Here is a 23,140-nt window from a genome sequence, read left to right on the forward strand (position 1 = left end):
AGTGATGGTCTATAAGGGATTGACGTGCACGATTATGACCTGGGTGTCCTTCGATCCGTCATATCGGAGGTCGTAGGTGACCTGCAGTCCGGTCCTGGTGCCGGTGGCGATTGCCAATTCACTCTTCTGCTCGGGCTTGGCCGAGATGGACTGAATCCAGTCCTCAGCATCGTCCTTGTTGATGCCGTAGCGGTCAACCCCGTCGCGGATCAGGGCTGTGTACTCGCCTAGGGATTGCGCGGTGAGGAAGTAGGTGACCTCGCTGAAGTTTGAGCCGGTGTTCATGCCGTTCATGCGGAACCGATCCGTCTGTGCGCTGACCGCGCCCACGGGCCCTTCGATGACTAGGAACATGGTGCCGTCGGCGATGCTGACGTCCGGCGCCTGGCTGCTGCCATTTTCCAGCGCAACGCTCTCCTTCGTCAGCCAACCCGTAGTCATGTCGAACCGGGCGGTCTTCGACGCCTTGATCTTCTCGATGCCGGCCTTATCCAGGGTTGAGAACGTCTTAGCGCCGGCAGGCGGTCCATTTGTTGCGGATGATGTTGCCCCGTCAGGCGGTGCATTTGTGGCGGAGGGTGTGGCCCCGCCGTAGGGTACGACACAGCCAGTCAGCAACAGCGGTGCGGCAATCAGTACGGTAACAAGGCGTTTCATCGTTCCCCCGGGTTGATGATCTCCGTCTCAGACTACCGGCCGGTGGCCACATACATTGGGCGGCAATGATCAGGTTCGGTTTGTGATCGTGCCGCCTCCAGCTAAGGGATCCCCAGAACTTAGGGGAATGTATGGGGCCACCTGCTCCTAACGACGTTAGGGGTCTATCAGTAGACAGCCTCAAAACTTCAACCGTATAGAACCGCTGGTCTGCGATGGTGCGCGGCGTCCGGTCAAGGATCGACTATCGGGCGCCTTGAGGCTCCCACGACTCCTGGGATGCTGGTACTCATGGAACCCCTTGACATGGAACGGCGCGTCATTGAAGCAGCAGAGGTGCTGGCTCGATCGCTGGGTAGCGACCCGAACCACACCGTGGCGGCCGCCGCCATGGATACCAACGGTCGGATACACACCGCTGTGAATGTTCATCACTTCACGGGTGGGTCCTGCGCCGAGCTTGTCGCACTGGGAGTGGCCGCAACCGCTCAAGCTGGTCCATTGGTCGCGATGGCAGCCGCCGGCGATGGAGGACGTGGTCTGATCTCGCCGTGTGGCCGCTGTCGGCAGGTGATGCTCGATCTGCACCCCGATATTCTCGTCGCGGTCCCAACCGTTACGGGCCCCCAGATGCGCCCCATTGCCCGCTTCTTTCGGACACATACTTCTTTCCAGATGCGCAGGCCGAGCGAGTGTTCCGCTTCAACCGGCGCTACTATGACGCGGTCGCATGCGGCCTGAAAACCTCTTCGGTCCGTTGGGACGAGCGGGTTGCAGTTGGTCCTGCGATTTTCTACTTCGAAGATGATGCGCAGTGTCCACCGATGCGTGGGGAGATCCTTGAGATCCGCCGGTATCGGATCAATGACCTAACTCCCGAACGACTCCGCCTTCCGAACGGTGGAACGGTGGAGGGCTACCTCGAAAGTCTTCGACGGCACTACCCGGCTATGCCGGCCGACGCGTTCGTCGACGTCGTGGATTTCCAGGTTGCTCCGTCCAACTCCGCTCATACCGAGGAAGCACAGAACGCCACCGCCCGCTGAGGATCCCTCAACGGACACGGGAGGGCTGTGCAGACGAGTACTGAAATTCGTGCAGACGACTTCTGAAACTGGATGTCATTTTCCATACTCGCCTGCACAGCGCGCTGCCTGTTTTCGCGGTTGTGCAGGCGGGTGCCGAGCACTGGCTTTTCAGTGGCTCCTCTGCACTAATGTCTTTGTTCCTTACTACTCCTCTGCACACCAAGGGAGGTGGGGTCGCCGGTCTGGCAGACCACGCTGCCGGGTGTGCGTGCAGCGCCTGAGATGCCTGCTGTCAACTCGCCGGATGAGCCTCGATCACTTCTTTAAGGCGCTTGTGCACTTCCGCACCTTGCTTGGGAACCTGGCGTTTGATCATAGGTTCGAGCAGGCGGGTCAAGCCCTTGGTCTTCATCTCCAGGACTTCCGTCACCTTGGTAACCCTGTCGCCAGACGGCTCGAACGTCATCGTTGACCGAACCTCGAAGCCCCCCGACCTGCTCTCCATCACGAACCGGCGGGGCGGATCGAACTCGGTAAGCTTGATCGGTGCCACGATCTTCTGAGGGCCCTGCGTGCGGGTGTGGGTCCACGTGGACCCGACGCCGATGGGGCCGGTCGATGTCCTCTGTGCGCTGATCACATACCGGTCGTACTTGGGCAGGGTCTCGAAGTTCACCACGAAGTTGAAGACGGTGGACGGATCACGATCCACGTTGACTGAGTTCTCGAAACGAATCATGGTGTGAATTATCGGCAGCAGGACGAGTCCTGACAACAGTTCCAGTCGACCCCGTCGATCGTCGAGGAGAATACCACCTTCGGCGTGTCCCGCCAGTTCCGCGCGAACTCGATCTCCGCCGGGGGTGGCGATGGGCTGCTGGTCGCGGTCGGCCAGTAGGAGCTCATGGTCTCCCAGAGCTTGCGGCCGAACAGCGACAGGCTGCTAGCCCGTTCCTGGTCGAGCCACGCGTGAAACGGGACCACCTCACCCCGTCAGCCTGCCGAGCTCATGCTCTGCCTCGATGAGCATTGCGGCAAGGCGCCCTGGGTTCGTGAGGTGTACCATGTGCCCCTCGTCCAGGGTCAGGACGGGGATCCCTCGGGACCGTAAGTCGTGGGCGGTGTCATCGAAGAACTGCCCTCGGGTGCAGTGCACGAAGACGGTCGGCACAGTGCTCAGATCTCCTGCGTCGTCGGGAAGCCCTTCATCGACGGCCTTCCAGAGCATGGGTGTGAGCAGCGGCGTGGCCCACTCGCGTAGCTGCGGGTCCTCGACTCCGAGTGCCTCGAGCGGGAATGGCGCAAACAGCCATGGACGCTCGGGCAGAGCCAGGCCGGCAAAGGCGTCCCGGAGCCCCGGCAAGATGTCGAGGGCGGACTGGCCCGGCTTTGGGACGAATGCCTCCACGTACACGATCCCCGCGATCCGCTCCGGAACACGGCCTGCGACACCGGCCACCACCATTCCGCCGTAGCTGTGCCCCACCAGGACGACATCCCGAAGGTCGTTCGCCTCGACAAGGCTGGTGATCTGATCGATGTGCGCCAGCAACCCCACCTCCGGGGTCGCTTCGCCCGCGCGTTCTCCGACGCCGGTGAGCGTCGGCGCGTAAACCTCATGCCCGGCAGCTTCCAGCAGAGGGACGACCCGCGACCAGCACCAGGCGCCGACGAATGAACCGTGCACCAGCACATAGGTCCTCGATGTCTTCATGGATTTCATTGTGCTCTCCTGTTCGGGTAGTGGGAATGGGTGAAGTGGTACCGGGCGTGGACAGCGGTACAGACTTCGAGGGAGCACGCCATCCCGCACTGGCGCACGTTCACGCGGTAAGCGGCAGCCTGTGTCTCCGAGTGCACGCTGAGCGGTTAGAGTGCTTCGCGCGCATCAACCTGCCTTCTTCGAGGATCAACCTCGGTGTAGACGCCCTGCCACAGTTAGAGGGTCCACTCACCGGACGCGAATCTGGTTCCGCCAAGGCGTCCGGTGAGGGATCCCCCCCCAATGGGCGGCTGTGCAGACGAGTACTGAAATTTGTGCGGACTTCGGAAAATGACAACAGAAACAGTATTCTTACATCAACCTGTAACCACGGGTTCCGAGAACCGAAATGATGTCACCATGCATGATCGGTGTGACTTTCGACGGTAAATGGCGGGGTTTTCACAGCGATATATTTGGCGCAGGCTGCAGTCCGGGAAGGGACCCTTCACCGCACTTGTACGTCGCTGCCGGCATCGCGCAGTTCCAATCAGAGGTGTGCCGAGTACCCGAGCCCAGCAAGCTCCCTGCCAAGATCAAGTTTCCAACCGCTGTACGAGTCGCGGGGATTCTCTGACATCGCACCCGACAGGACCGGCATGCACCTGGTCCTCTGGTTAGCTTGACTGGAGCGCGACCGCATCGTGGTTCTCGGCGCTGAAGACAGCACCGGGATAGCGCAACCCCGAGAAGTACATGTTCGTATGGGCGATGATGTGCGCGGCGTCGATGGTGGTGCCCTCCCACTCCGCGTCGGTGGTCGTGTGTGCGTCGCTCACGAGAGTGACGTCGAAACCGCGTGCAGCAGCGCTCTGCGCCGTCGTGCGAACGCAGTAGTCAGTTTGTGCGCCGGCGATGATGAGCCTTCTGGCGCCGATCCCGGACAGAACGCTAGCCAAGTTGGTGTCGGTGAACGAGTCGCGGTAGGTCTTGCGGATCAGCGACTCATCAGCGGCGACGTGAAGGGGTTTGGCCAAAGCCCAGTCTGAGCCGTTTTCCCTGAAGGTGGCGTGGTCCTGGACCCACACAACCGGGACGCACGCGGCCCGCGCCCGATTGACCATAGCTGCGGTTCGATCGACGACGCGCTCGGCGTCCAGGCATCCGCGAAGAACGCCGACTTGAAGGTCGATTACGAGGAGAACTGTTGTAGCTTCCATGAGGCAATTCTGCCGCATGGAAACTGACACCCGGTGAAGGTGTGACCTTCAGCGATAAATGGCGGTCTTTTTGTGTCGCTAAATGGCGGCCTGCTGGTTCGGGAGTGATCGCGACCGCCTATATACGGTTGCTCGAGACATTCCGAGATCACGTGCGACCTGAGCAGCGGGCTCGCCGCCTTCGACCAGGCGGACAGCGCTTCGAATCTGGCTGTCAGTGACCCGGCGAGGCCGGCCACCAAGATCCTTTCCAGCTTCTCGGCGTTTGGCGATGGAATCGGTGACGCATTCGCGCTTGATCTCGTGTTCCATCTGCGCGAGTTTTTCACTCCGAGGATTGCAGTCTTCCTCGGACTGGATTCCGTGGAATTATATTCCATGGAACTCATACGTTATCGTGGAGACATGGAGAACGAGCAGGAAACGTGGTCGCTTTACCCTTTGTTCAGCGAGCTGACCCGGCTCGAGACCGAATTGTGGGACGCGGTCGACGGCAGGTTACGCGAAGAGTGCGGCCTTCCGCTGAGCAGATTTGAACCGATGATGGTGGTCGAGCGGCTGGGTGCATGCCGGGTTTTGGACGTGTCTTCGGCTTTGGCCATTACCGTCGGTGGCACGAGCAAGCTCATTGACCGTATCGAAGAGGCCGGCTATTGCCGCCGGCAAATCAATCCCTCGGATCGCCGTTCGTCCCTCATCGAGTTGACGGCGGCCGGTAAATCACTCGTGAAACGGGCAGCGGAAGTCGTTGATGTTGAGCTCGACCGCCGACTGGGCCAGGCTCTGCCCAAGAAGGATGCGCAGAGCCTGGTGCGATTGCTGGGCCGGCTGCGTGCCGCCAGCCGCTCGGCCGAAATGGTGCAGCCGCCGGGCTGAGGTCAGAGGCCAAAGTCACTATCATCCAAGAACCACCCACCCCCGCGACATTTGTCGCAGTCCACTGACGATGTAAAGGAACAGGAAATGACTGAATCTGAAGTGCTCCGTGCACATATGGACCGATTCGTTGAATTCATCAATTCGGCCGATGAAAAGATCGGCAGCGAGGTGATCTCACCTTCAGCTACCTTTCATGTGCCCTTCCTGCCCGAACCGGTGAAAGGACACGGCGGCTACCTCCAAATCATCGGAATGATGCGTCACGCCTTCCCCGACGTTCAGTGGTCGTTGGAAGAAACAATCATCGAAGGGAACACGGTAGCCGCGCGCTTCATCCTGCGCGGTACACACCACGGAGACTTCCTCGGCGTACCGGCAACAGGCAAACCGATCCAGGCCCAGGCAATGAACATCTATCGCTTCACCGACGGCCTCATCACTGAAGAACACGGCCTGCCGGACATCTTCGGGCTGATGATGCAGATCCGGCCCATCGAAGAAGCGGGCGGCCCCAACGCTAGTGCATGACTTTCCCGCATGGTCTTTCTCGTCCCGGATCATCCTCGGACCCGCCGCATGCCTGACGCCCGGTCCTATCGGACCGGGCGTCAGCTCGTTATCGATCCCGAAGTCCGGCTCGACGTCGTTACCCAGCGCCGGGACGCCGGTTCAAGAGACCATGACGAACTCGTTCGGCATCGGTGGACAGAACGTTTCGCTGATGTTTGCGGCCTGCCGCCTAAAGCCTCCGGCGAGTGCCGCCGCAGCCCCAGGTGTCTGTGGCGGAGTTAGTAGAGCCACGGCCGTGCAGAACTGGCAGTCGGCAGTTGGCTTCATCGAATCCGCCAGCCATGGCTAAGCCGGCTTCGCCAACACCTCCCCAAAGGAATCGGACGTCAGAGTACGCCTGTGAGCCTCAAAATCCGACCTAGCGTACTCTGACGTCCGTTTTCTCGAGCGACCCCTTTACGAGGTGCTCCGGATCTGCCCGACGGACGCGAGCAACCGCACGCCTTGTGGATCTCAGCCCGAGCGGAAGCCGCCTGCCGATCCTGAACGATGGCCGGAGACCTCAACGGGGCAGGCGGCAGCCTCCCGAGGGCTGGGCGTCCATGGCCAGCCCTCGGGTGCGGACTGCAAACTGCCCTTAGCTGCCGCAGTACTTGCTGTAGTTGGTGCCCGCGTTTTGGTAGTCGGCCTTCAGCGAGTTGAGCTTCGCGGAATCAGGGTTGTCCTTCGCAGACTCGTCCAGATAGTCCACGATTGCCTTCAGCGTGGGCTTCAGCTCATCAGAGGAAACGGCCACAATAGGGCGGATCTGGTTGGCGAACCGGATCATTCCGGTCTTGTCGGTGCTGTTCGTGGGGTTCGAGATGACGGTCTTGACCCGGCTGCACGTGTCCGCGGTGCTCAGCTGCTGCGGTGCGGAGCAGGCTGAAGCGGAGAGGAGGAGCCCGGCCGCGAGCAGGGTTGTGGTGATTTTCTTCATGGTTCCCTCAGTAGTTGCTGACGTTTGATTGTAAGCAGACCCCGCGTGGCGCCCAACGCGGGCTTAGCGGACGGACCCCTCCAGTGCTTGTTTTGTGCTGGATCAGCGCCTGGGGAGGGCCTTGGTTCCTTCGATTTGCACAGCTTGCAGCTTGTTCGGATCCAGGCCAAGCGTCTTGAGGATGGTTGGCGCAATCTGCGTTGTCTCCACAGCGCTGGTCACTGTCCGGGCATGTTGGTCATTGGCGCCGGAGATGACCAACGGCACGTCACGGTCGTCCGCGCTGGCGCCGCCATGTTCGGCGATCTTGGACTTGCCACCGGTGTAAACCACGCCGGTCTGGGCGATCCCCAGGATGTCCGGGTAACGGGCATCGCTGGTTTGGGTGCCGAAGTAGCCGGCAACCTCGCTGCCCGCGTAAACCTTGCCCAGCCCCGATGCGGTTACCGTCTTGGCAACACCGTTGATATCGTTACCGGCTGCCGGGTGCGCTGCCAGGTAGTCCTTGGCGAACTGGGCTGCCGACTGCGAGTGGTCCGAGAGCCACAGCTGCATGATGTCGTCGTCGGTGGAGAACGCCACGAGGTCGGCGGCGCCGGGGCGGGCCGTCTTCCAAGCAGCATTCAGGCCGTCGATGATTGCGCTGTCGGGCACTCTAGTCAGGGTCGAGGAGTCCATGGGGGACTGTCCGTGCTTGGCCGAGAGGATCACGGTGGTGTCCTTTGCGTGGCCGGAAGCGGCCAGCCCGGCCTCGAACTTACCCACGGAGTCGTTGACGAAGTCCAGGGCTTTGCTCAAGAGTGGCCCGGGAACCGTGCCGCCCTGAAGGTAACCGCCGGCGAGGCCGTCCGACGTCGGGAGCTTCTGCGCCGTCGAGACGGACTGGAAGTTCATCCCGAAGATGGCCGGTACGGCGGCCGCCTTGGTGCCCGAATGGTCCTTGCCGCCGATTTCGTTGAGCACGGCCTGGACCTTGTAGCCGTCGTACTGCTGGGTCGCGGCGTTGTCCTTAGTCCAGTCGCCGCTAAAAGGAGCTGGGGCCATACTGTTGATTTCCGGGGTGAACAAGTCGTCCACGCCCTTGCCTGAAGGGCCGTTCAGGATTTCGTAGGCCGGGTGCTTATCCGACCACGCCGTGGCCAAGCCGGCACTCTTCGCCACTTCGAAGACCGTGTTGACCTTCAAGTACTGGTGCGGGTAGACCGGCTTGCAGCTCGCAGGGTCCACCGGGAGGGCTGCGGAGGCAAGGAGTGTGCCGGGCTGTCCTGTCATGTTCAGGATGCTGGCCGGAAGCCCGGGCAGGCCCTGGCCGGCGTCGAGGGCGTTCTGGTTCTTGTCTGCGGCCTCGGTGAACGCCACCTCGGCGCCGGGAGCCGTGTTCTTGCAGTCCGTTGTGCCCGCCGGCAGCAAGGTCCTGTTGAACGTGTCGTCATAGTAGACGCCGGTGGTTCCGGGATTTCCGCCAGTCAGCTGGCCAACCATGCCCGGGAAAGAATCCGAGGGCACCGGAGTCTGGGCGTGGGTGTAGCTGGTGCCGTGATTGACGAGCGACGCAAGGGCCGACGTCGGGTGGTACTTCACGTACAAATCAAGGTCCTTCTGGTGGAGGCCGTCCACCGAAAGCAACAGGACATGCTTCGAGGTTTCGTCCTGGCCGCCCTGGCCCTTGGTGCTCTCTGATCCCTGCTGGCCCCCGGCGTCCTTGCCACCTCGGGAAGCATCGTTGGCCACCGCTGGCGCCACTACGGATCCGGCCATCAGCACGGCCCCTAAAACCGCTGCTGCGGCAAGCCCGTTTTTCTTTGCTGTCTTCATCAAAATAAGACCCTTCGCTATTTGCGTTGCCTATCGACTGAAAGTGAGTCCCCGGTCGATTCTTGCCGCGCGGAAGGGTGCCCGTCCCGCGGGTTTGGCTTCACCGCAAAAACGTTCACGACAGGTTCAATCAGGAGTAGCCGAACTCTTCCGGAACTCACAGGAAAAACCGCGTACCCCCGGGGTGGCCGGGGGTGCGCGGTTTGTGTGGCGAAGGTCGTTAGAAAGACTCTGAGGTGCTGAATTGGTTCCTTCGTGGATCGTCCATGCCAGAACTGCTCCACGAAGGCGGCTGGAAATGCGCTCCGCCGTACATGGGGTAGGACAGGATTCCTTCTTGCTCCTTGAGCTGCGCCCACGGCCTGTTGATGCCGAGTGTCCCGTAGCGCCGGACCTGAGTGACCCTGTCGAGGTCCAGGAGGGCGAAGAGGATTTCTTCGCCTCCTTTAGCCTGCTGCATGATGGTGCCTTCCGGATCGACGATGACGCTTTCTCCCACAGCCGATGGATCAGCGCCGTTGACGTTGACCACGTAGACCTGGTTCGCGAAGGCGTTGGCTCGCGACATCACGATTTCCATTTCCCTGTCCCGGGTTGTGGTGAGGGTGGGCTGGATGATGACTTCTGCTCCGAGCCAAGCCAGCTGCCGGGAAACTTCCGGAAAGCTTCCGTCGAAGCAGATGGCGAGGCCCACCCGGCCCCGGTCGGGGATGTCGAAAGTCACGAACGAGTCGCCGGGTGTGGTGGTTTCGAACGGGCGCCAGGGAAAGAGTTTCCGGTATCGGGCAACGATCTCGCCTTCCGGGGAAACTGCGATTGCCGTGTTGTAGGTGTTTCCCCCGTCTGTCTCCAAGAGGGACCCGGGTACCAGCCAGACTCCCAGGCGGCGAGCCAAAGCGGAAATGCGATGGGTGAGTTGACTTGGGATGGGCCCGGCGGAACGCGTCTCGCCGTCCGGGTCCGCGATCAGGAATTCCCCGGGCGCCGCGAGCAGCAGTTCGGGTGCGACGATGACATCGACCTCAGGGCCGAGGTGCTTGGCGGTTTCGGCCTGCGCGGCAAACCGTTCCCAGGTTGCCTCCACGTCGTAGGGAACGGGCTTCGTCTGTATTGCCGCAATGGAAAGGACTCGCATTTATGCCTCGGTTTCGCTGCTGAGTATGGATTGCAATTCGCTTCGGGTGGAGAAAGTTCCCCTGGGGATCGTTTGTCCGGAAAAGTAGGCGCGGAGTTTGAGCCGGATGATCGCGATGACCAGGACACCCAGGGCGAGGGCGCCGATTCCGATCCAGAACACCGTTCCGATACCAAGCCAGGAGAGCCCGGCGTAGTCGGGAGACAACATGTCGATGGCGCTGTAAACAAAAGCTCCCGCCATCAAGAGTGCGCCAAGGCCAGGGAGGATGCCCTTGAGCCAAAGGGAAGACGCTGAAGTGCGCATCTGGGGAGCAAAGTACACCACGCAGGCCAGTGCGGTTGCGGCGTAGTATCCGGCGATCATCAGGCCGACCGAAAGAATGGCCAGGCCGATGAAGTCGGAGCTGATCGATGCCAGTACTACCGTCACGGCAATGCTCAGCAAGGCCCACCAAATGATTGATGTTGTTGGCGTCCGCCTTGCCGTGTGCATCTTCGTGGTGGAAATGGGCAGCGCACCGTAGCTTCCCATGCTGAGCCAGCCCCGAGGATTGCTGATCGCGACAGTCATGAGCGCCGCCAACGCTGACAGACCGACGGCGAGGACGATCACCTGACCGAAGACGCCGCCGGTCGCTTGGGGGCCAAGGACTGAGAGGACGTCGGAGACGGTTGCGGGATCCGTGATGCCCGCGGTCCCCGCAAATCCGACGGCCGCCGTCGCGGTCACGACGTAGAAGAGAAGCAGGATCACGGTGGTGATGACTACTGCCCGGCCGGGTGTGCCTTTGCGGTCCGTGGTTTCTTCGTTGACCGCAATGAGCGCGTCCCAGCCCCAGTAGATGAAGAGGCACAGAATGACGCCGTGGACCAGGCCCGAGAGGTCACCCGAGGCAAAAGGATTGAACCATTCCAGCCCTGGCGGCACGGCGCCAGCCGCCGAAGTGCCAGCGGCCATGGCCGTGAAGGCTCCGACGCAGAAGCCGCCCAAGGCAATCAGTTGCAAGGCGATCAGCGCGTACTGAAGCCATGCGGATAGTTCAATTCCCCGGGCTGCCACAACGGCGCTCAGGGCAATCAGCCCGCACGCGATGGCGACGACGATTGCCGGCTGGGAGGCCGCCCAGCCCAGGCCCAGAAAGGTCAGGAGATACGTCGTGGCAACTTGGGCTAGGGCCGCGCTGGCGATGAAAGTGGCGACCTGCGGTACCCAGCCACCGAAAAACCAGCCGGCCCATGGCCCGAATACACGTGAGATCCACACGAAGACTCCACCGCAATCCGGCATTTCCCGGTTGAGGTCCCGGAACGCGAAGGCCGTGAACAAGATGGGCAGGAACCCCAGGAGGAACGCCGCGGGCGTGCTCGTCCCTACAGCCAGGACAACGAAGCCGAGGGTTACGGCAAGGCTGTAGGCCGGGGCAACCGCGGCGAGCCCCAAGGCCACGGTTGGGCCGATACCGATCGATCCGGCTTTCAGTCCTTTTGTGGCGACTGACGGAGAGGTGAGGGGTGGAGCAGCGAGGGGCGGAGCGGTGGGAGGGGGAAGGTGATGTGACATGGCGACTCCTCATCGAATCAAATTATTTGAATCACATTCAAATTTGAATGCCATTCAATACTCGATTAGACTGGTTGTCAATAGGCATCGAAGCGGGGATGGCAATGGCAGGTCTCAGCAAAAGGGAAGTGCGCCGTCGGGAGATTGTGGCAGCGGCGCAAGCTGTCGCCGCCCGGGATGGCGCGGAAGGCGCAACGCTCCGCGCAATAGCGGCGGAGGCGGGCATGGCCGCCAATGCCGTCTTGTACTACTACGGAAGCCTCGCCGAGATCACCGCGGCTGCCGTCAAGGCGTCTTCCGACCGCCTGCTTGCGAAACTGGCGGAGGCTGTCAGCGCCGATATGAGCCCCGCTGTCCGGCTTGCCGCAGTTATTCGCGCAGGCGCCACCGCAGGGCTGGATGACGATGTTTCCCGGATACTCTACGAATACTGGCCCCACTCACTCAGGGACGCGGAGCACTGGCGGATCCAGGAGGAACTCACGAGCGCCCAGCAGCAGATTTACGAAAGGGTCATTGCCGAGGGCGTGCAGGCCGGTGAGTTCTTTCCAGTACTTTCTCCGGCGAAGATCGCGCGTGCCCTCGTGGCCCAGGAAGACGGCCTGGTCATGGACGTCCTTGCCGGCATCGCCAGCAAAGACTATGTGCTCGACTTGATCACGAGCGTCGCGGCGGCGCTCTTAGGCGTCGACAGGGACACGCTCCCGATCAGGAGTTCTGAAGCTTACGGGGAAGGCGTCGGCGGTGTCCCTATCATGGACGCGGGCGGGGCCGGGAAGGCTGCGGCCGGGTATAAACCGCCAACCTGGGTCATGTAGTTCGCCCATTGCGGTCCGGCCAGCATGTAGCCGTCGACGGCGGTGTAGAACTTGCCGTTGATGGTCACGTTCTGGCCTGCTCGGCTCTGTCCCGCCATGGTGTCACCAAAGAATGACGCGGTGGCGAGCCCTGTCGTGCACCCGACCACCCAGGTGGAGCCGTTGGTATTATTCGTTCCCGTTTTTGCTGCCGTCGGGAACAGGGCCTGGACTTTGGGCTCAATGTAGATGCCCGAGCCATGTTTGAGGACGTCCTGGAGGACCGCGTTGACGCCCCGGGCAACCTCGGGTTTGATCGCCGCGTGGCAGGAACTTGCCTGGGCAGGCAGCCTCCCGCCGGACGGATCCGTCACGCTCACAATGGCGATCGGCGCACAGTACTTGCCGTCATTGGCGAACGTGGCAAAAGCGTTGGCCAGCACAAGGGGAGCTACCTCGGTGCCGCCGAGGAGGTTGCCCAGCTGGTGCATGTTCACTGGCGCGTTGTCCACGCCGCTGTGGAGACCCACGGCATCCACCACTCTCTGGATACCGCAAAAGTCCAGTTGCGTTGCCTCAGCGAAGGTGGCGGTGTTGATGGAGTTGTAGAGCCCGTAGTTGACGGGCATCGGGCGGTAATATCCCTCATCGTTGTTGCGGAGGTCGTCCGCTGTGCCCAGGCCGGCGATCTTCTGGGCCGTGCTGTAGCCGCCCAACACCTTGCCGCAACTGTCCCTCCAAGGGAATCCGAGCGGATAAACCCTGCGCGAGGCATCCACCACCGTCGTCATGGATTTGCCCTCGTTGAGCCACTCCGTGAAAGTGAACGGCTTCATGGCGGAACCAGGCTGGAACCCTCCGGCTCCGTTCAGGTCGTTACCGTTCGCGTCTTTGGCATCGACGTTGAAGTTGAGTTGGGTATCGAATTTTCCGGGCACCGGAAGGAATACCGTGTTCTGCGCCATGGCCAGGATTTTGCCCGAGCCGGGCTGCACCGTGACCAAGGAGGCACCCCATTTGTCCGGGTTCGCCCCGGCCGTTGCATCGACCTGCTGCTGTGCCACTGCCTGCAACCGGCTGTCCAGCGTGGTGGTGATCGTCAAGCCGCCGCTGTACAGAAGCTTTTCCCGGTCCGTGAGGGTGGCACCGTAGGCCGGGTCGTTGAGGATGAGGTGGGAGATGTAGTCGCAGAAGTACACAGCCATGTCCGCGGCGGCGCAGCCTTGCTTCCCAGGTGTGATGGCGAGTTTGAGGGGAGTCGCGACGGCGGCCGCATAGGCAGCCTGCTGGATCTTGCCCTGAGCGAGCATGTCGGACAGCACAAGGTTGCGGCGCTGGATGGAGTTGTCCGGATGGACGGAGGGGTCGAAGTAGCTGGGGCTGTTGACAAGGCCGGCGAGCAGGGCGGCCTGGGGAAGGCTGAGGTCTTTGGCGGAAACGCTGAAGAAGTGCCGTGCCGCGGCTTCGATGCCGTACGCGTCCCGGTTGAAGAACACGATATTGAGGTAACCCTCCAGGATCTGGTCCTTCGTGAACTTCTTCTCGAGTTCGACGGCGAGTTTCATTTCGCGCACTTTGTCGCCGATGGTCTTTTGGCCGCTTAGCACCACCGCTCCGGTCTGACCTGCTGCCAAGCGGGACTCGTTGAGCACATTGGTGACGTACTGCTGGGTCAGGGTGGACGCGCCCTCATTGGTGCCCTTGGTGAGGTTGGACGCTATTGCCCGGAGAATCCCTTGGGGGTCTATGCCGCCGTGCTCGTAAAAACGGCTGTCCTCGACCGCAACGATCGCTTCCTTGATGTAAGGCGACATCTGGGCGAGACCGACCCTCACACGGTTTTCCGCATAGAAGGTGGCGATGGTCTTTCCGTCGGAACTGAGAACCTTGGTGGACTGGGACGGCGCATTGACCACCAGATCACCCGGAAGGTTGTCGAAATACTCGATCGAACCGCTCACTGCCATGCCGGCCGAAGCCACCCCGGGGACCACCAGACCAGCGGCAAGTACCCCGCAAATGGCACTCACCACGAAGAATCCGAAGACCCTCCACAGGGTCGCGGACACACCAGTTTTCGGGTTGTTCTTCAACGCCATATTTCCAGCTATCAACCGTGCGTGATTCAAGATTACGCCGCTATTCCATGCGGCAACTAGGCCTCAAAATCCGTGGCGACACGGGCAATACGGTTATGTTGGTCACTTCCCCCGCGTGCTGGCGGGAATCGGTGTTTTGCCGGATGCATACTGATGATGTTCGGGTGCGTGATGGGAAGGCAGGCGGTCAGCCGGTGGAGACTTCGATGGCTGTTGTGAGGAGCGAGTATTTTCCGGCGGGAGCGGTGCTCGTGGGCGTGGTTTTGTTCTGGACAATCGGCGTTCTTGGCGGTTTGTCCTGGTTGAACGGAGGGCAACCGCCCCTGGCCATCCTCACGTGGATGATCTTCATCTATGCAGTGGTGGTGCTTTCTCCCCTCGCCGGGATCTGGGCCGCAGTGGATCTTGCCCGCCGCTGGTGGCGGAACCGCCAGACGCGCCAGCAGCAACTCGGAACGGCCGACGTCGAGTCCCTCTAATCTCCCAAGTAACTGGCAGTTGTTGTCGTTCCCAGGGCTCATAACGACATCTACTGCCAGCACGTTGGGGTGGCCGCCCGGCGCGGGGCCGGCACGCGATAGCCTGAGGCTTGACCGCTGCCCATGATCTGCCCGAACGGAACGAGGACTTCCCCATGATCACACGCGTCGACGTCGATGAAGCGGCTGCCCGGATCTCCGGGAGGATCCGGCGCACACCGGTTTTCGAGGCGGATGTGGGGACCGTACCCGGGCACTTGTGGTTCAAATGCGAGTTCATGCAACACACGGGCACGTTCAAGGCGAGGGGTGCCTTCAACCGCGTCCTGGCCAGCCGGGAACGCGGCGAGCTCAAGGACGAGGTGGGAATCGTCGTCGCTTCAGGAGGCAATGCCGGGCTGGCGAATGCCTATGCCGCAGCCCAGCTTGGTGTACCTGCAACAGTTTTTGTCCCCGAGACCGCACCGGCGGTGAAGGTCAAGAAACTCAAGGCGAGCGGGGCTACCGTGGTCCAGCGTGGAACCGAGTATGCGGAAGCATTCGAAGCCGCCCTCGACTACGCCGCGGAAACCGGCGCCGTGTACTGCCACGCCTACGACCAAGCCGAAATCGCCGCCGGGGCGGGCACCGTGGGTTCGGAACTTCTGGAACAGCTAGGTGAAGTAGACACCATTCTGGTGGCCGTTGGCGGCGGCGGGCTCATGGCGGGAATCGCAGCCGCCGTCGAAGGACGCGCCCGGGTTGTCGGCGTCGAGCCGGACAACGCTCCCACCCTCTATTCGGCCCTGGCCGTGGGAGCACCCGTTGACGTTGCAGTCTCCGGGATCGCCGCGGATTCACTGGGCGCCCGGCAGATCGGCCGGATCGGTTTCGAGGTGGCCGTCCGGACGGGCGTCCGTACGGTCCTGGTGTCCGACGACGACATCGCCGCGGCGCGCTCGTTGCTATGGGAGCAATACAGGATCGTCGTGGAACACGGGGCAGCCGCCGCTTTCGCGGCACTGAACTCGGGAGCTTACGTCCCCGAGGTAGGAGAACGCGTGGCTGTGATCCTTTGCGGTGCCAACACCGACCCCTCCACAGTCTGAAGAAGCCTGCCGCGGCCCTGCCGCGAGCGTTCCGGAGTTGCTAAGCTCTAGGCCAAATGCCGGGGCACGCAAAACCGCTTCACGAACGGACAGTGACATGACGCGATTGATCATCATGGGCCCTCCTGGCTCGGGCAAGGGTACCCAGGCTGAATACATCGCCAGGCATTTCGGTATTCCTGCGATTTCCACCGGAGATATTTTCCGTGCCCACGTGGGAGGCCAGACCGAACTCGGCGCAGAAGCCCGCAAGTACATGGACAGCGGCGAATTCGTTCCGGATCACGTCACCAATGCCATGGTCCAGCAGCGGCTTGACAGTACCGACGTCCAGTCAGGGTTCCTCCTGGACGGTTACCCTCGCACCACGGCGCAAATAGAGGCACTCGATGGCATCCTGGCAGGCAACCAGCAGCGGCTTGACGCGGTGGTCGAGCTGACAGTCGACGACGACGAACTGGTGGAGCGAATGCTTCGCAGGGCGCAAGAGCAGGGCCGCAGCGATGACACGGCGCCGGTGATCCGCCGTCGGCTGGAGCTCTACCGGGATGAGACGCAGGCCGTGGTTGCGCGGTACTCCGAGCGCGGCATTGTGCTCGCCGTGGATGGTTCCGGCCAACGGGAAGAAATCACGGCCAAGGCCATTGCCGCCATTGAATCAGTGCTAGGGAAGGGATTGTGAACGGTCAACCGAATACCGGCCAAAGGATCGAAGACTATGCGATGATCGGGGACCTGCACACGGCAGCCCTGGTCAGCACAGCAGGCTCGATCGACTGGCTGTGCCTTCCACGTTTCGATTCGCCCGCGTGCTTCGCCGCCCTCTTGGATTCCCCCAAGGCAGGGCGCTGGCTTCTGGCGCCTGAATCCGAGGGCATCTGCACGCGCCGCCAGTACCGGGACGGGACGCTGATCCTGGAAACGGAGTGGGAAACCGAGGAAGGGCACGTGCGGGTTGTCGACTTCATGCCGCCGCGCGACGCCGTCGCGGACATCGTGCGGGTGGTTGAAGGGATCCGCGGGACGGTCAAGATGCGCGGGGAGCTGATCCTGAGGTTCGACTATGGACACGTAGTGCCCTGGGTGCGCCGTGACAGGCATGGCCTCCGCGCGGTTGCCGGTCCGGACTCCGTCTACCTCAAGACCCCGGCGCCGTTGATAGGCAAGGACTTCACCACGGTCAGCGAGTTCACGGTGAACGCCGGTGACCACATCCCCTTCGTCCTGACTTGGGCGCCCAGTCACGAACGGCGGCCACGCACGGTCGAGGCAGACATCGCGCTTGAGGACACCGCAGCATTCTGGACCGGTTGGTCCAAGCGTTGCACCGTCCGGGGGCCTTACCGGAAGGCCGTTCAGCGTTCCTTGATCACGCTGAAGGCCCTCACCTACGCGCCTACCGGGGGCATTGTTGCCGCCGCCACCACCTCGCTGCCCGAACAGCTCGGCGGACCGCGGAACTGGGACTACCGATATTGCTGGCTGCGTGATGCCACGTTGACCCTTCAAGCTTTCCTGGCCGCAGGCTATACCGAGGAGGCCAGCGCGTGGCGGGACTGGCTCTTGCGCGCAGTGGCCGGCGACCCGGCCGATCTCCAGATCATGTACAGCTTGCACGGGCGCCGGCGATTGCCCGAGACCGAACTGACGTGGCTTGCGGGATACCAGGGTTCGCGGCCGGTGCGAATCGGGAATGCGGCAGCCGAGCAGCTCCAGTTGGACGTCTGGGGAGAGGTCCTGGACTGCCTGTCCTTGACCCGGGCATCGTTGATGACCATCGGGGATGAGTCCTGGGCTATCCAGACCGCCTTGATGCGCCACCTTGAGAGCACCTGGGACAAGCCCGACAACGGACTTTGGGAAGTACGCGGCCCGCGGCGCCACTTCGTGCACTCGAAAGTGATGGCCTGGGTTGCGGCTGACCGGATGGTCCGGGGAATCCGTGAATCCGGGATGCCCGGTCCGCTAGATCGCTGGGAGGCTTTGCGGGACACCATCCATGACGAAGTCATGACCCACGGATTCGACGCGGATCGCAATACCTTCGTCCAGTCCTACGGGAGCAAGGAGTTGGACGCGAGCCTTCTCCTCATCCCCAAAGTGGGCTTCCTGCCGCATGACGATCCGCGCGTGATCGGCACTATTGACGCCATCCAGCGTGAGCTGACGGAAGACGGTTTTGTGCTGCGCTACCGTCCGCAAGAGAGCGACGACGGACTGCCGGGTGGGGAGGGCGTCTTCCTTGCGTGTTCCTTCTGGATGGTGGACGCGCTCTTGGGGGCGGGGCGCCGCTCGGAGGCGACTGCCCTCTTCGAGAGGCTCCTGGGCCTGCGCAATGATGTGGGCCTGCTGAGCGAAGAATGGGACGCACACGCGGGCCGCCAACTTGGTAATATGCCCCAGGCCTTCAGCCATTTCGGATTGGTGCTCAGCGCCTTGCAACTGCACCACGGCAAAGCGCACCGCAGCAATGCCCCGATCGGGGGCGCACCGCCGTCGGGATCCTCGGCAGGATCCGCGGAAGCATCGTCCCCACAGACATCGACGGCGGCCTCAGGGGCGGCGTCGACCTGACGTTCGGGGGCGTTGGGGCCAGCGAAAGATCCGGCCTGCCAGGGCCAGCCCAGCTCCGAGGTTGATCGTTGGCAGGTAGGCCCGTGCGACGGCGGTTCCAACGGCAGGCAAGGAAGCGGCGTCCGGGTAGAGCATGTAGAGGGGTTCGTACCTGGGCTGAAACTTTGCCTTGAAGGCCAAGAGGGACCTGAACCCGTACACCGGTTCCAAAGTCGCTCCCAACCAATCGAGCAAGCGGTCAAGGCTGCCCGGAGGCCGGGATGGTGGCTTTGGCCGTGGTACTTCGGAAGGATCCTCGGCGATCCGTGCGAGGGGTGCTCCAGAGAGACTGAGGAATTCGCATCCTTCATCCTTGAGGCTGAGTGCCGCGGAAGCGATGAGGAATTCGATGCTGGCACGGAAACCGTCGCTGCGGCGCCGCATGAAATCGAGGGTCCAGCCCACGATGTGCCCGTTGCGGTACACAGGTAACCACGACGTGACCGCGTGAACGGTGTGGCGCTGGTCGATTGCGAGCAAGCAGCGTACGTCCGGGTCATCGAGCTCGTCCAGGCTGCCCAGGGTAAACCCCATCTCGGGCATGTTCCTGTCCGCTACCCATTCTTCGGAGATTTCCTCGATCTGGAACTGGACGGAGAAAGGGGCAGAGGCAAAGCTCGTCCACTCATAGCGGATGCCCTCCTTCGCGGCACTGTTCAGGGCTGTGCGGATGTCCTGGAACTTCTTTCCCTTGAAGGAAATCGAATGCAACGGCAGGACTGTTTCCTGGGCTACCTGGGCAGAGCTCCAACCGGAAGAATCCGCATGGTCGCGCAGTTCCTGCGGCACCGAGTAGAAACACGGCGTCCACCCATTGCCCCTGCAGTGGCGGGCAAATTCAGCGAAGGCGGCGCTCATCTCGGATGTAGGTCCCACCGGGCCACCAAGCGTGAGCGCAACTCCCGCGCTGACCCGGTATGCGACAAAGGACTCCCCTGAAGCGGAGAACCAATACATGTTTCCCGGCCAGGTGGTCATCCAGGCCAGCGAGCTGCCTTCCGACGTCTTGATGATCTTCCGCGCACGCTCGGTGCTGGCGTCGTGCCGGGTATGGGCCTGGTGGAGGAACGTCTTGAATATCAGGACACCCGCAACCGCCCAAAAGAGGACTCCGACGCCCTCGTAGACGAGGACGGCGGCTGTTCCCTCGGGGAAGAAGGCCGGAGGTACGTCCAGGACGAAGCCCAGCGGAAGGAAGCGGTCGGGGACATCCGCCAGTAGATCCGGCAAGCCTGGAACAGGGGAGAACTCCTGGGCGAGGAGGAGCCCTGCACCGACGTAGACCACACTGAGCACAGCTGCCATGACAAGAACTTGGACGGCAAGGCGCTTGTAGGTTCCAGCCGGCGCAATGACGTGGAACAGCCGCCGGGTCGCGAGCAGGACAATGGTCAGTGCAAGAGGCAGAAGGAGCGGCAGGGCCAATGTGAGCGGCTGCGAGGAGCCTGAACCTTCGATCGCGGCGATCCCCTCGCTTGCCCCGGTGCCAGAGGCAGTTTGCTGCAGGACTCCGGCGATGGCAATTCCGGCGAGGACGGACAGGCCTACCTGGATCAGCAGGGTCCCCACCCATGCGAATCGCCGCCCGCGACGAAGCCCATCCGCGAGCAACAGGAGGAGGAAGGACGGGAGGATGGCCATGAAGATCCCGCCGGCGCCGGCGCGCAACTGCAGCTGGGCGACCGCGCAGTCCTTCACCCGCGCGGGAGCCGCGCAGAGGGCCTGGAGCGCTTGGGGGTCTACCGGCTGGATGTTGGTGAACAGAAAGCGCAGGATGGACAGCGGCCCCACGGCATGCGGGATGAGGCCAGCGACCACCGGTCCGATCGCCGAGGCGGCAATGAGCAGCGAAAGAAGTACCCGGCCCTCGTGCCGGGTACTCACCAGGCGCCCGAATCGCGGCCGACGTCCTAACAACAGTGGGCCGAGAACCGTGCCTACCCCTGCGGCCCCGAGCCTCACGAGATCCGCGAACCCTCCGCTGTACAGGGCCAGGAGGAGCAGCAGGGCGAAGGCGGCCAGCCGGATGCGGCGCCTCCACAGTGTTGCCATGGATGCGGTCCCTGCCATGGCCGTGCCGATGATGAAAGCGCTAGGACCCATGAAGAGGTGGCTGCCCATCTCTTCCGTCCAGCTTCCCAGCAAGCCCTGTGCGATGGCCAGGAATCCGAGGGAAACCCCAACGCCCAGAATCTGGCTGGAGACGGCAGCGATTGCGTACGCGCGCCATCCCATTCGCCGCTCCAAAGGCACCCCGAGCAGCAGCACCAAGACCGTTCCAAGCACGTATTCCGGCAGGTCCCTGGCCCAGAAGGCGGAAGCCAAGACGGCCCACCAGTGATCCGGAATAGAGTGCGGCGTCGCTGCGACGTGGAGCCGCAATTGCGCATTCGGTCCCGTGGCCAGGCTCGACGTCAGCGCGCCCAATCCCCAGAAAACGACGACAAAACCGAAGGTGAGCTGTGCGGAGCGCAGTCTTCCAGTCCACGATCGCCGCAATTGGGCGTCCGAGAGGGACCGGGTTCCCGGCTCGTGCACGGGTTCCTTTCAACGCGCCAGAAGGATTGGGGGGCGAAACGAAATTCTTCCACACCGGCCGACCTACGAGGATAGGCCCACCTCGCCGTGACCTTTCCCTTCCCGATCCAATAGACTCCGGCGTAGGCAAGCTGTAGGGCTGTTTCATCCATCCAGAGGAGTCCTTTCATGAGAATCGCGGTAACCGGTGGAAGCGGAAAACTGGGCAAGAGCGTGGTCCGCAGGCTGACTGCCGACGGCCACGAGGTCATGAACCTGGACCGGGCCGGCGGGAGGGACCGCGGCACGGTCACAGTGGACCTCCGGAATTACGGGCAGGTTGTGGACGTGATCCTTGGCCTGGACGACCGGCACGAAGGATTTGACGCGATCGTCCACCTCGGAGCGATCCCGGCACCGGGACTGCTTCCGGACGCCGCAACTTTCGAAAACAACATGCTCTCCACCTACAACGTCTTCCAGGCCGCGAGGAGGGCTGGGATCAAGAAGATCGTTTACGCGTCCAGCGAGACAGTGCTGGGGCTGCCATTCGACATCGATCCTCCCTACATCCCTGTAGATGAAAAATATCCGGCACGGCCGGAAAGCACCTATTCCCTGGTGAAGCACCTCGAAGAACAAATGGCTACCGAACTCACGCGCTGGGATCCCCAGCTGAGCATTGTGGCCCTGAGGTTCTCCAACGTGATGGACCCCGAGGACTACGAAGCCTTCCCATCGTTTGACGCTGACGCCAAGCTTCGAAAGTGGAACCTCTGGGCATACATCGACGGGCGCGACGGCGCACAGGCAGTGGCGCGCGCTTTGGAGAACGGCAAGCCCGGTTTCGAGGCGTTCATCATTGCCGCGTCGGACACGGTCATGGGCCGTTCAAGCGCCAGCCTGGCCGCCGAAGTTTTCCCGCAGGTCAACGTGGCCAAGGACTTGGGAGAACACGAAACCATGCTGTCCATTGACAAGGCCAGACGCCTCCTGGGTTTCTCCCCGGAGCACAGTTGGCGGGACTACCACTCGAACCGGACCACGCCCACGGAAGACTGAGCCGGGCCGGAGGCCCAGCCGTTTCAGGCTGCGGGCGAAGCCCAGTGCCGCGGAACGCTGACGGAACCCGGAAGACGCGTGCCGGCGTCGCCCTTTGCTACGTTGACTTGCGGTTGGGTCAGGAAGAGACTCGTTGACAGATCCGCGCCGCGCAGATCGGCGTCGCGCAAGTCCGCTCCGATCAGGTCCGCCAAACGCAAATCCGCCTGCCGCAGATCCGCGGCGATCAGGTACGCGCCGCGCAGGTTGGCCCCGTGCAGGTCGGCGCCCTTGAGCTTGGCGCCTATCAAATCCGCACCCGTCAATTCGGCACCCCTCAAATTCGAAGCGCCCGGGGCGGTCTTCGGGCGCTTCCCGCGGACCGCAGGTGGCCGCGCGCCCGCACGAGCCAACGCGCCAGACCGGGCCAAGCTGCTGGCCTGCAACAACAAGGCGTTGACGCGCCCGCGGTGTGCGTCAATGTCAAGGTCCAGCAGTTCCTCGGCGCTCGTCAACGTCAAACGCAGGGTCGCGTCCAAGGCGGCCTGCAACTCGGCACGAATGCTCGCGGCCGCGCTGATCCTCACAGCGTCCGACAGATACCAAAGCAGTTCCTGCAACGGCCGCATGACCGCGAACGCACTGAACATGCTGGAAGCGGTATCGGGTTCCGCACGCCAGCTGTGGCCTCCGAACGTGTGCTGGGAGACCTTCTGCCCGGCCCCGAAGCATTCGAAAACCGTGCATCCCTTCCAGCCGTCGTTGCGCAGATTCGTGTGGATGCCGCAGCGGAAGTCGTCCCGCAGATTGCTGCACGGTGTTCCGCCGTCCTTGCTGCTCGCAAAATCCGTCGATGCCTGGAACGGCAGGGCGACGCAGCACAGCGCGAAGCAGCTGCCGCAATCAGCTTTCAATTCGTCCAAATCCACTTGAGCAATCTACCGTCACGAGGCGGCTGACCGTCGCAGGGCCCGACGACGGCGGCAGGCGGCCGCCGCCGTCGGGCTCCACGGCACGA

General features: G+C 62.5%; 21 protein-coding genes and 2 pseudogenes. 10 read left to right on the plus strand and 13 right to left on the minus strand.

From position 1 onward, the window contains the following. Positions 1-9 precede the first annotated feature (9 nt). The gene (locus tag HNP00_RS20660) at positions 10-657 is read right to left on the minus strand and encodes a hypothetical protein (RefSeq protein ID WP_184741590.1); all 648 of its coding nucleotides are present in this window, start codon (positions 655-657) and stop codon (positions 10-12) included. Positions 658-963: 306 nt separating this feature from the next. On the opposite strand from HNP00_RS20660, the gene HNP00_RS20665 reads away from it, so the two are divergent. Both HNP00_RS20665 and HNP00_RS23860 read left to right on the plus strand, forming a co-directional pair. Further along, complete coding sequence (locus HNP00_RS20665) at positions 964-1,398, plus strand: cytidine deaminase (RefSeq protein ID WP_260405097.1); 435 nt, start codon at positions 964-966, stop codon at positions 1,396-1,398. Further along, entirely contained in the window at positions 1,350-1,703 is a 354-nt protein-coding gene (locus tag HNP00_RS23860) for an ASCH domain-containing protein (protein ID WP_395893841.1), read from the plus strand. Before HNP00_RS20665 ends, HNP00_RS23860 begins: the two co-directional genes overlap by 49 nt. Positions 1,704-1,977: 274 nt before the next feature. On the opposite strand, the gene HNP00_RS20675 is transcribed toward HNP00_RS23860, so the two are convergent. From HNP00_RS20675 to HNP00_RS20695, 5 genes and pseudogenes are all read right to left on the minus strand, one after another. Further along, entirely contained in the window at positions 1,978-2,424 is a 447-nt protein-coding gene (locus tag HNP00_RS20675) for an SRPBCC family protein (protein ID WP_184741593.1), read from the minus strand. Between the two features lie 38 nt (positions 2,425-2,462). Beyond that, a pseudogene (locus HNP00_RS23540) lies at positions 2,463-2,660 on the minus strand (dihydrofolate reductase); the annotation flags it as partial. A 10-nt stretch (positions 2,661-2,670) separates the two neighbouring features. After that, complete coding sequence (locus HNP00_RS20685; RefSeq protein WP_184741594.1) at positions 2,671-3,408, minus strand: alpha/beta fold hydrolase; 738 nt, start codon at positions 3,406-3,408, stop codon at positions 2,671-2,673. A gap of 656 nt (positions 3,409-4,064) precedes the next feature. Further along, positions 4,065-4,607, minus strand: coding sequence for an isochorismatase family protein (locus HNP00_RS20690; RefSeq protein ID WP_184741595.1), 543 nt, complete (start codon positions 4,605-4,607; stop codon positions 4,065-4,067). Positions 4,608-4,685: 78 nt separating this feature from the next. After that, positions 4,686-4,928 (minus strand): annotated as a pseudogene (locus HNP00_RS20695) (helix-turn-helix domain-containing protein); the annotation flags it as partial. An 84-nt stretch (positions 4,929-5,012) separates the two neighbouring features. Here HNP00_RS20695 and HNP00_RS20700 point away from each other — a divergent pair. Both HNP00_RS20700 and HNP00_RS20705 read left to right on the plus strand, forming a co-directional pair. Beyond that, positions 5,013-5,483, plus strand: a complete 471-nt coding sequence (locus tag HNP00_RS20700; RefSeq protein WP_184741596.1) for a MarR family winged helix-turn-helix transcriptional regulator — start codon at positions 5,013-5,015, stop codon at positions 5,481-5,483. An 87-nt stretch (positions 5,484-5,570) separates the two neighbouring features. Next, positions 5,571-6,014, plus strand: a complete 444-nt coding sequence (locus HNP00_RS20705; RefSeq protein WP_184741597.1) for an ester cyclase — start codon at positions 5,571-5,573, stop codon at positions 6,012-6,014. Between the two features lie 619 nt (positions 6,015-6,633). Here HNP00_RS20705 and HNP00_RS20710 read toward each other — a convergent pair. The 4 genes from HNP00_RS20710 to HNP00_RS20725 all read right to left on the minus strand — a co-directional run bounded on the left by HNP00_RS20710 (position 6,634) and on the right by HNP00_RS20725 (position 11,488). Next, the gene (locus tag HNP00_RS20710) at positions 6,634-6,975 is read right to left on the minus strand and encodes a hypothetical protein (RefSeq protein ID WP_184741598.1); all 342 of its coding nucleotides are present in this window, start codon (positions 6,973-6,975) and stop codon (positions 6,634-6,636) included. 102 nt (positions 6,976-7,077) lie between these two features. Next, complete coding sequence (locus tag HNP00_RS20715) at positions 7,078-8,790, minus strand: alkaline phosphatase family protein (RefSeq protein WP_221451702.1); 1,713 nt, start codon at positions 8,788-8,790, stop codon at positions 7,078-7,080. 220 nt (positions 8,791-9,010) lie between these two features. Then, complete coding sequence (locus HNP00_RS20720; protein ID WP_184741599.1) at positions 9,011-9,925, minus strand: carbon-nitrogen hydrolase family protein; 915 nt, start codon at positions 9,923-9,925, stop codon at positions 9,011-9,013. Further along, complete coding sequence (locus HNP00_RS20725) at positions 9,926-11,488, minus strand: APC family permease (protein WP_184741600.1); 1,563 nt, start codon at positions 11,486-11,488, stop codon at positions 9,926-9,928. 104 nt (positions 11,489-11,592) lie between these two features. Between HNP00_RS20725 and HNP00_RS20730 the strand changes: the two genes are divergently transcribed. After that, positions 11,593-12,306 carry a TetR family transcriptional regulator C-terminal domain-containing protein gene (locus HNP00_RS20730; RefSeq protein ID WP_184741601.1) on the plus strand — a complete coding sequence of 238 codons (714 nt, stop codon included), beginning with the start codon at positions 11,593-11,595 and terminating at the stop codon, positions 12,304-12,306. On the opposite strand, the gene HNP00_RS20735 is transcribed toward HNP00_RS20730, so the two are convergent. Continuing rightward, positions 12,213-14,384, minus strand: coding sequence for a transglycosylase domain-containing protein (locus tag HNP00_RS20735; RefSeq protein ID WP_184741602.1), 2,172 nt, complete (start codon positions 14,382-14,384; stop codon positions 12,213-12,215). The genes HNP00_RS20730 and HNP00_RS20735 overlap by 94 nt on opposite strands. Before the next feature lie 206 nt (positions 14,385-14,590). Here HNP00_RS20735 and HNP00_RS20740 point away from each other — a divergent pair, with 206 nt between their 5' ends. The 4 genes from HNP00_RS20740 to HNP00_RS20755 all read left to right on the plus strand — a co-directional run bounded on the left by HNP00_RS20740 (position 14,591) and on the right by HNP00_RS20755 (position 18,525). Beyond that, positions 14,591-14,863, plus strand: coding sequence for a hypothetical protein (locus HNP00_RS20740; protein ID WP_260405093.1), 273 nt, complete (start codon positions 14,591-14,593; stop codon positions 14,861-14,863). 155 nt (positions 14,864-15,018) lie between these two features. Continuing rightward, a complete protein-coding gene (locus tag HNP00_RS20745) occupies positions 15,019-15,951 on the plus strand; it encodes a threonine/serine dehydratase (RefSeq protein ID WP_184741603.1) in 933 nt (310 codons plus the stop codon). A 97-nt stretch (positions 15,952-16,048) separates the two neighbouring features. Continuing rightward, positions 16,049-16,633 (plus strand): adenylate kinase, encoded by a 585-nt coding sequence (locus tag HNP00_RS20750; RefSeq protein ID WP_184741604.1) that lies wholly within the window; start codon positions 16,049-16,051, stop codon positions 16,631-16,633. A 41-nt stretch (positions 16,634-16,674) separates the two neighbouring features. After that, positions 16,675-18,525, plus strand: coding sequence for a glycoside hydrolase family 15 protein (locus HNP00_RS20755; RefSeq protein WP_184741626.1), 1,851 nt, complete (start codon positions 16,675-16,677; stop codon positions 18,523-18,525). On the opposite strand, the gene HNP00_RS20760 is transcribed toward HNP00_RS20755, so the two are convergent. Next, positions 18,505-21,102 carry a bifunctional lysylphosphatidylglycerol flippase/synthetase MprF gene (locus HNP00_RS20760; RefSeq protein ID WP_184741605.1) on the minus strand — a complete coding sequence of 866 codons (2,598 nt, stop codon included), beginning with the start codon at positions 21,100-21,102 and terminating at the stop codon, positions 18,505-18,507. The genes HNP00_RS20755 and HNP00_RS20760 overlap by 21 nt on opposite strands. Positions 21,103-21,270: 168 nt before the next feature. Here HNP00_RS20760 and HNP00_RS20765 point away from each other — a divergent pair, with 168 nt between their 5' ends. Beyond that, entirely contained in the window at positions 21,271-22,143 is an 873-nt protein-coding gene (locus tag HNP00_RS20765; RefSeq protein ID WP_184741606.1) for an NAD(P)-dependent oxidoreductase, read from the plus strand. A 23-nt stretch (positions 22,144-22,166) separates the two neighbouring features. Here HNP00_RS20765 and HNP00_RS20770 read toward each other — a convergent pair whose 3' ends face one another. Beyond that, the gene (locus HNP00_RS20770) at positions 22,167-23,051 is read right to left on the minus strand and encodes a pentapeptide repeat-containing protein (RefSeq protein WP_311770640.1); all 885 of its coding nucleotides are present in this window, start codon (positions 23,049-23,051) and stop codon (positions 22,167-22,169) included. Positions 23,052-23,140: the final 89 nt, after the last annotated feature.

The organism is Arthrobacter sp. AZCC_0090 (genome assembly GCF_014207375.1).
Classification (GTDB): Bacteria; Actinomycetota; Actinomycetes; order Actinomycetales; family Micrococcaceae; genus Arthrobacter.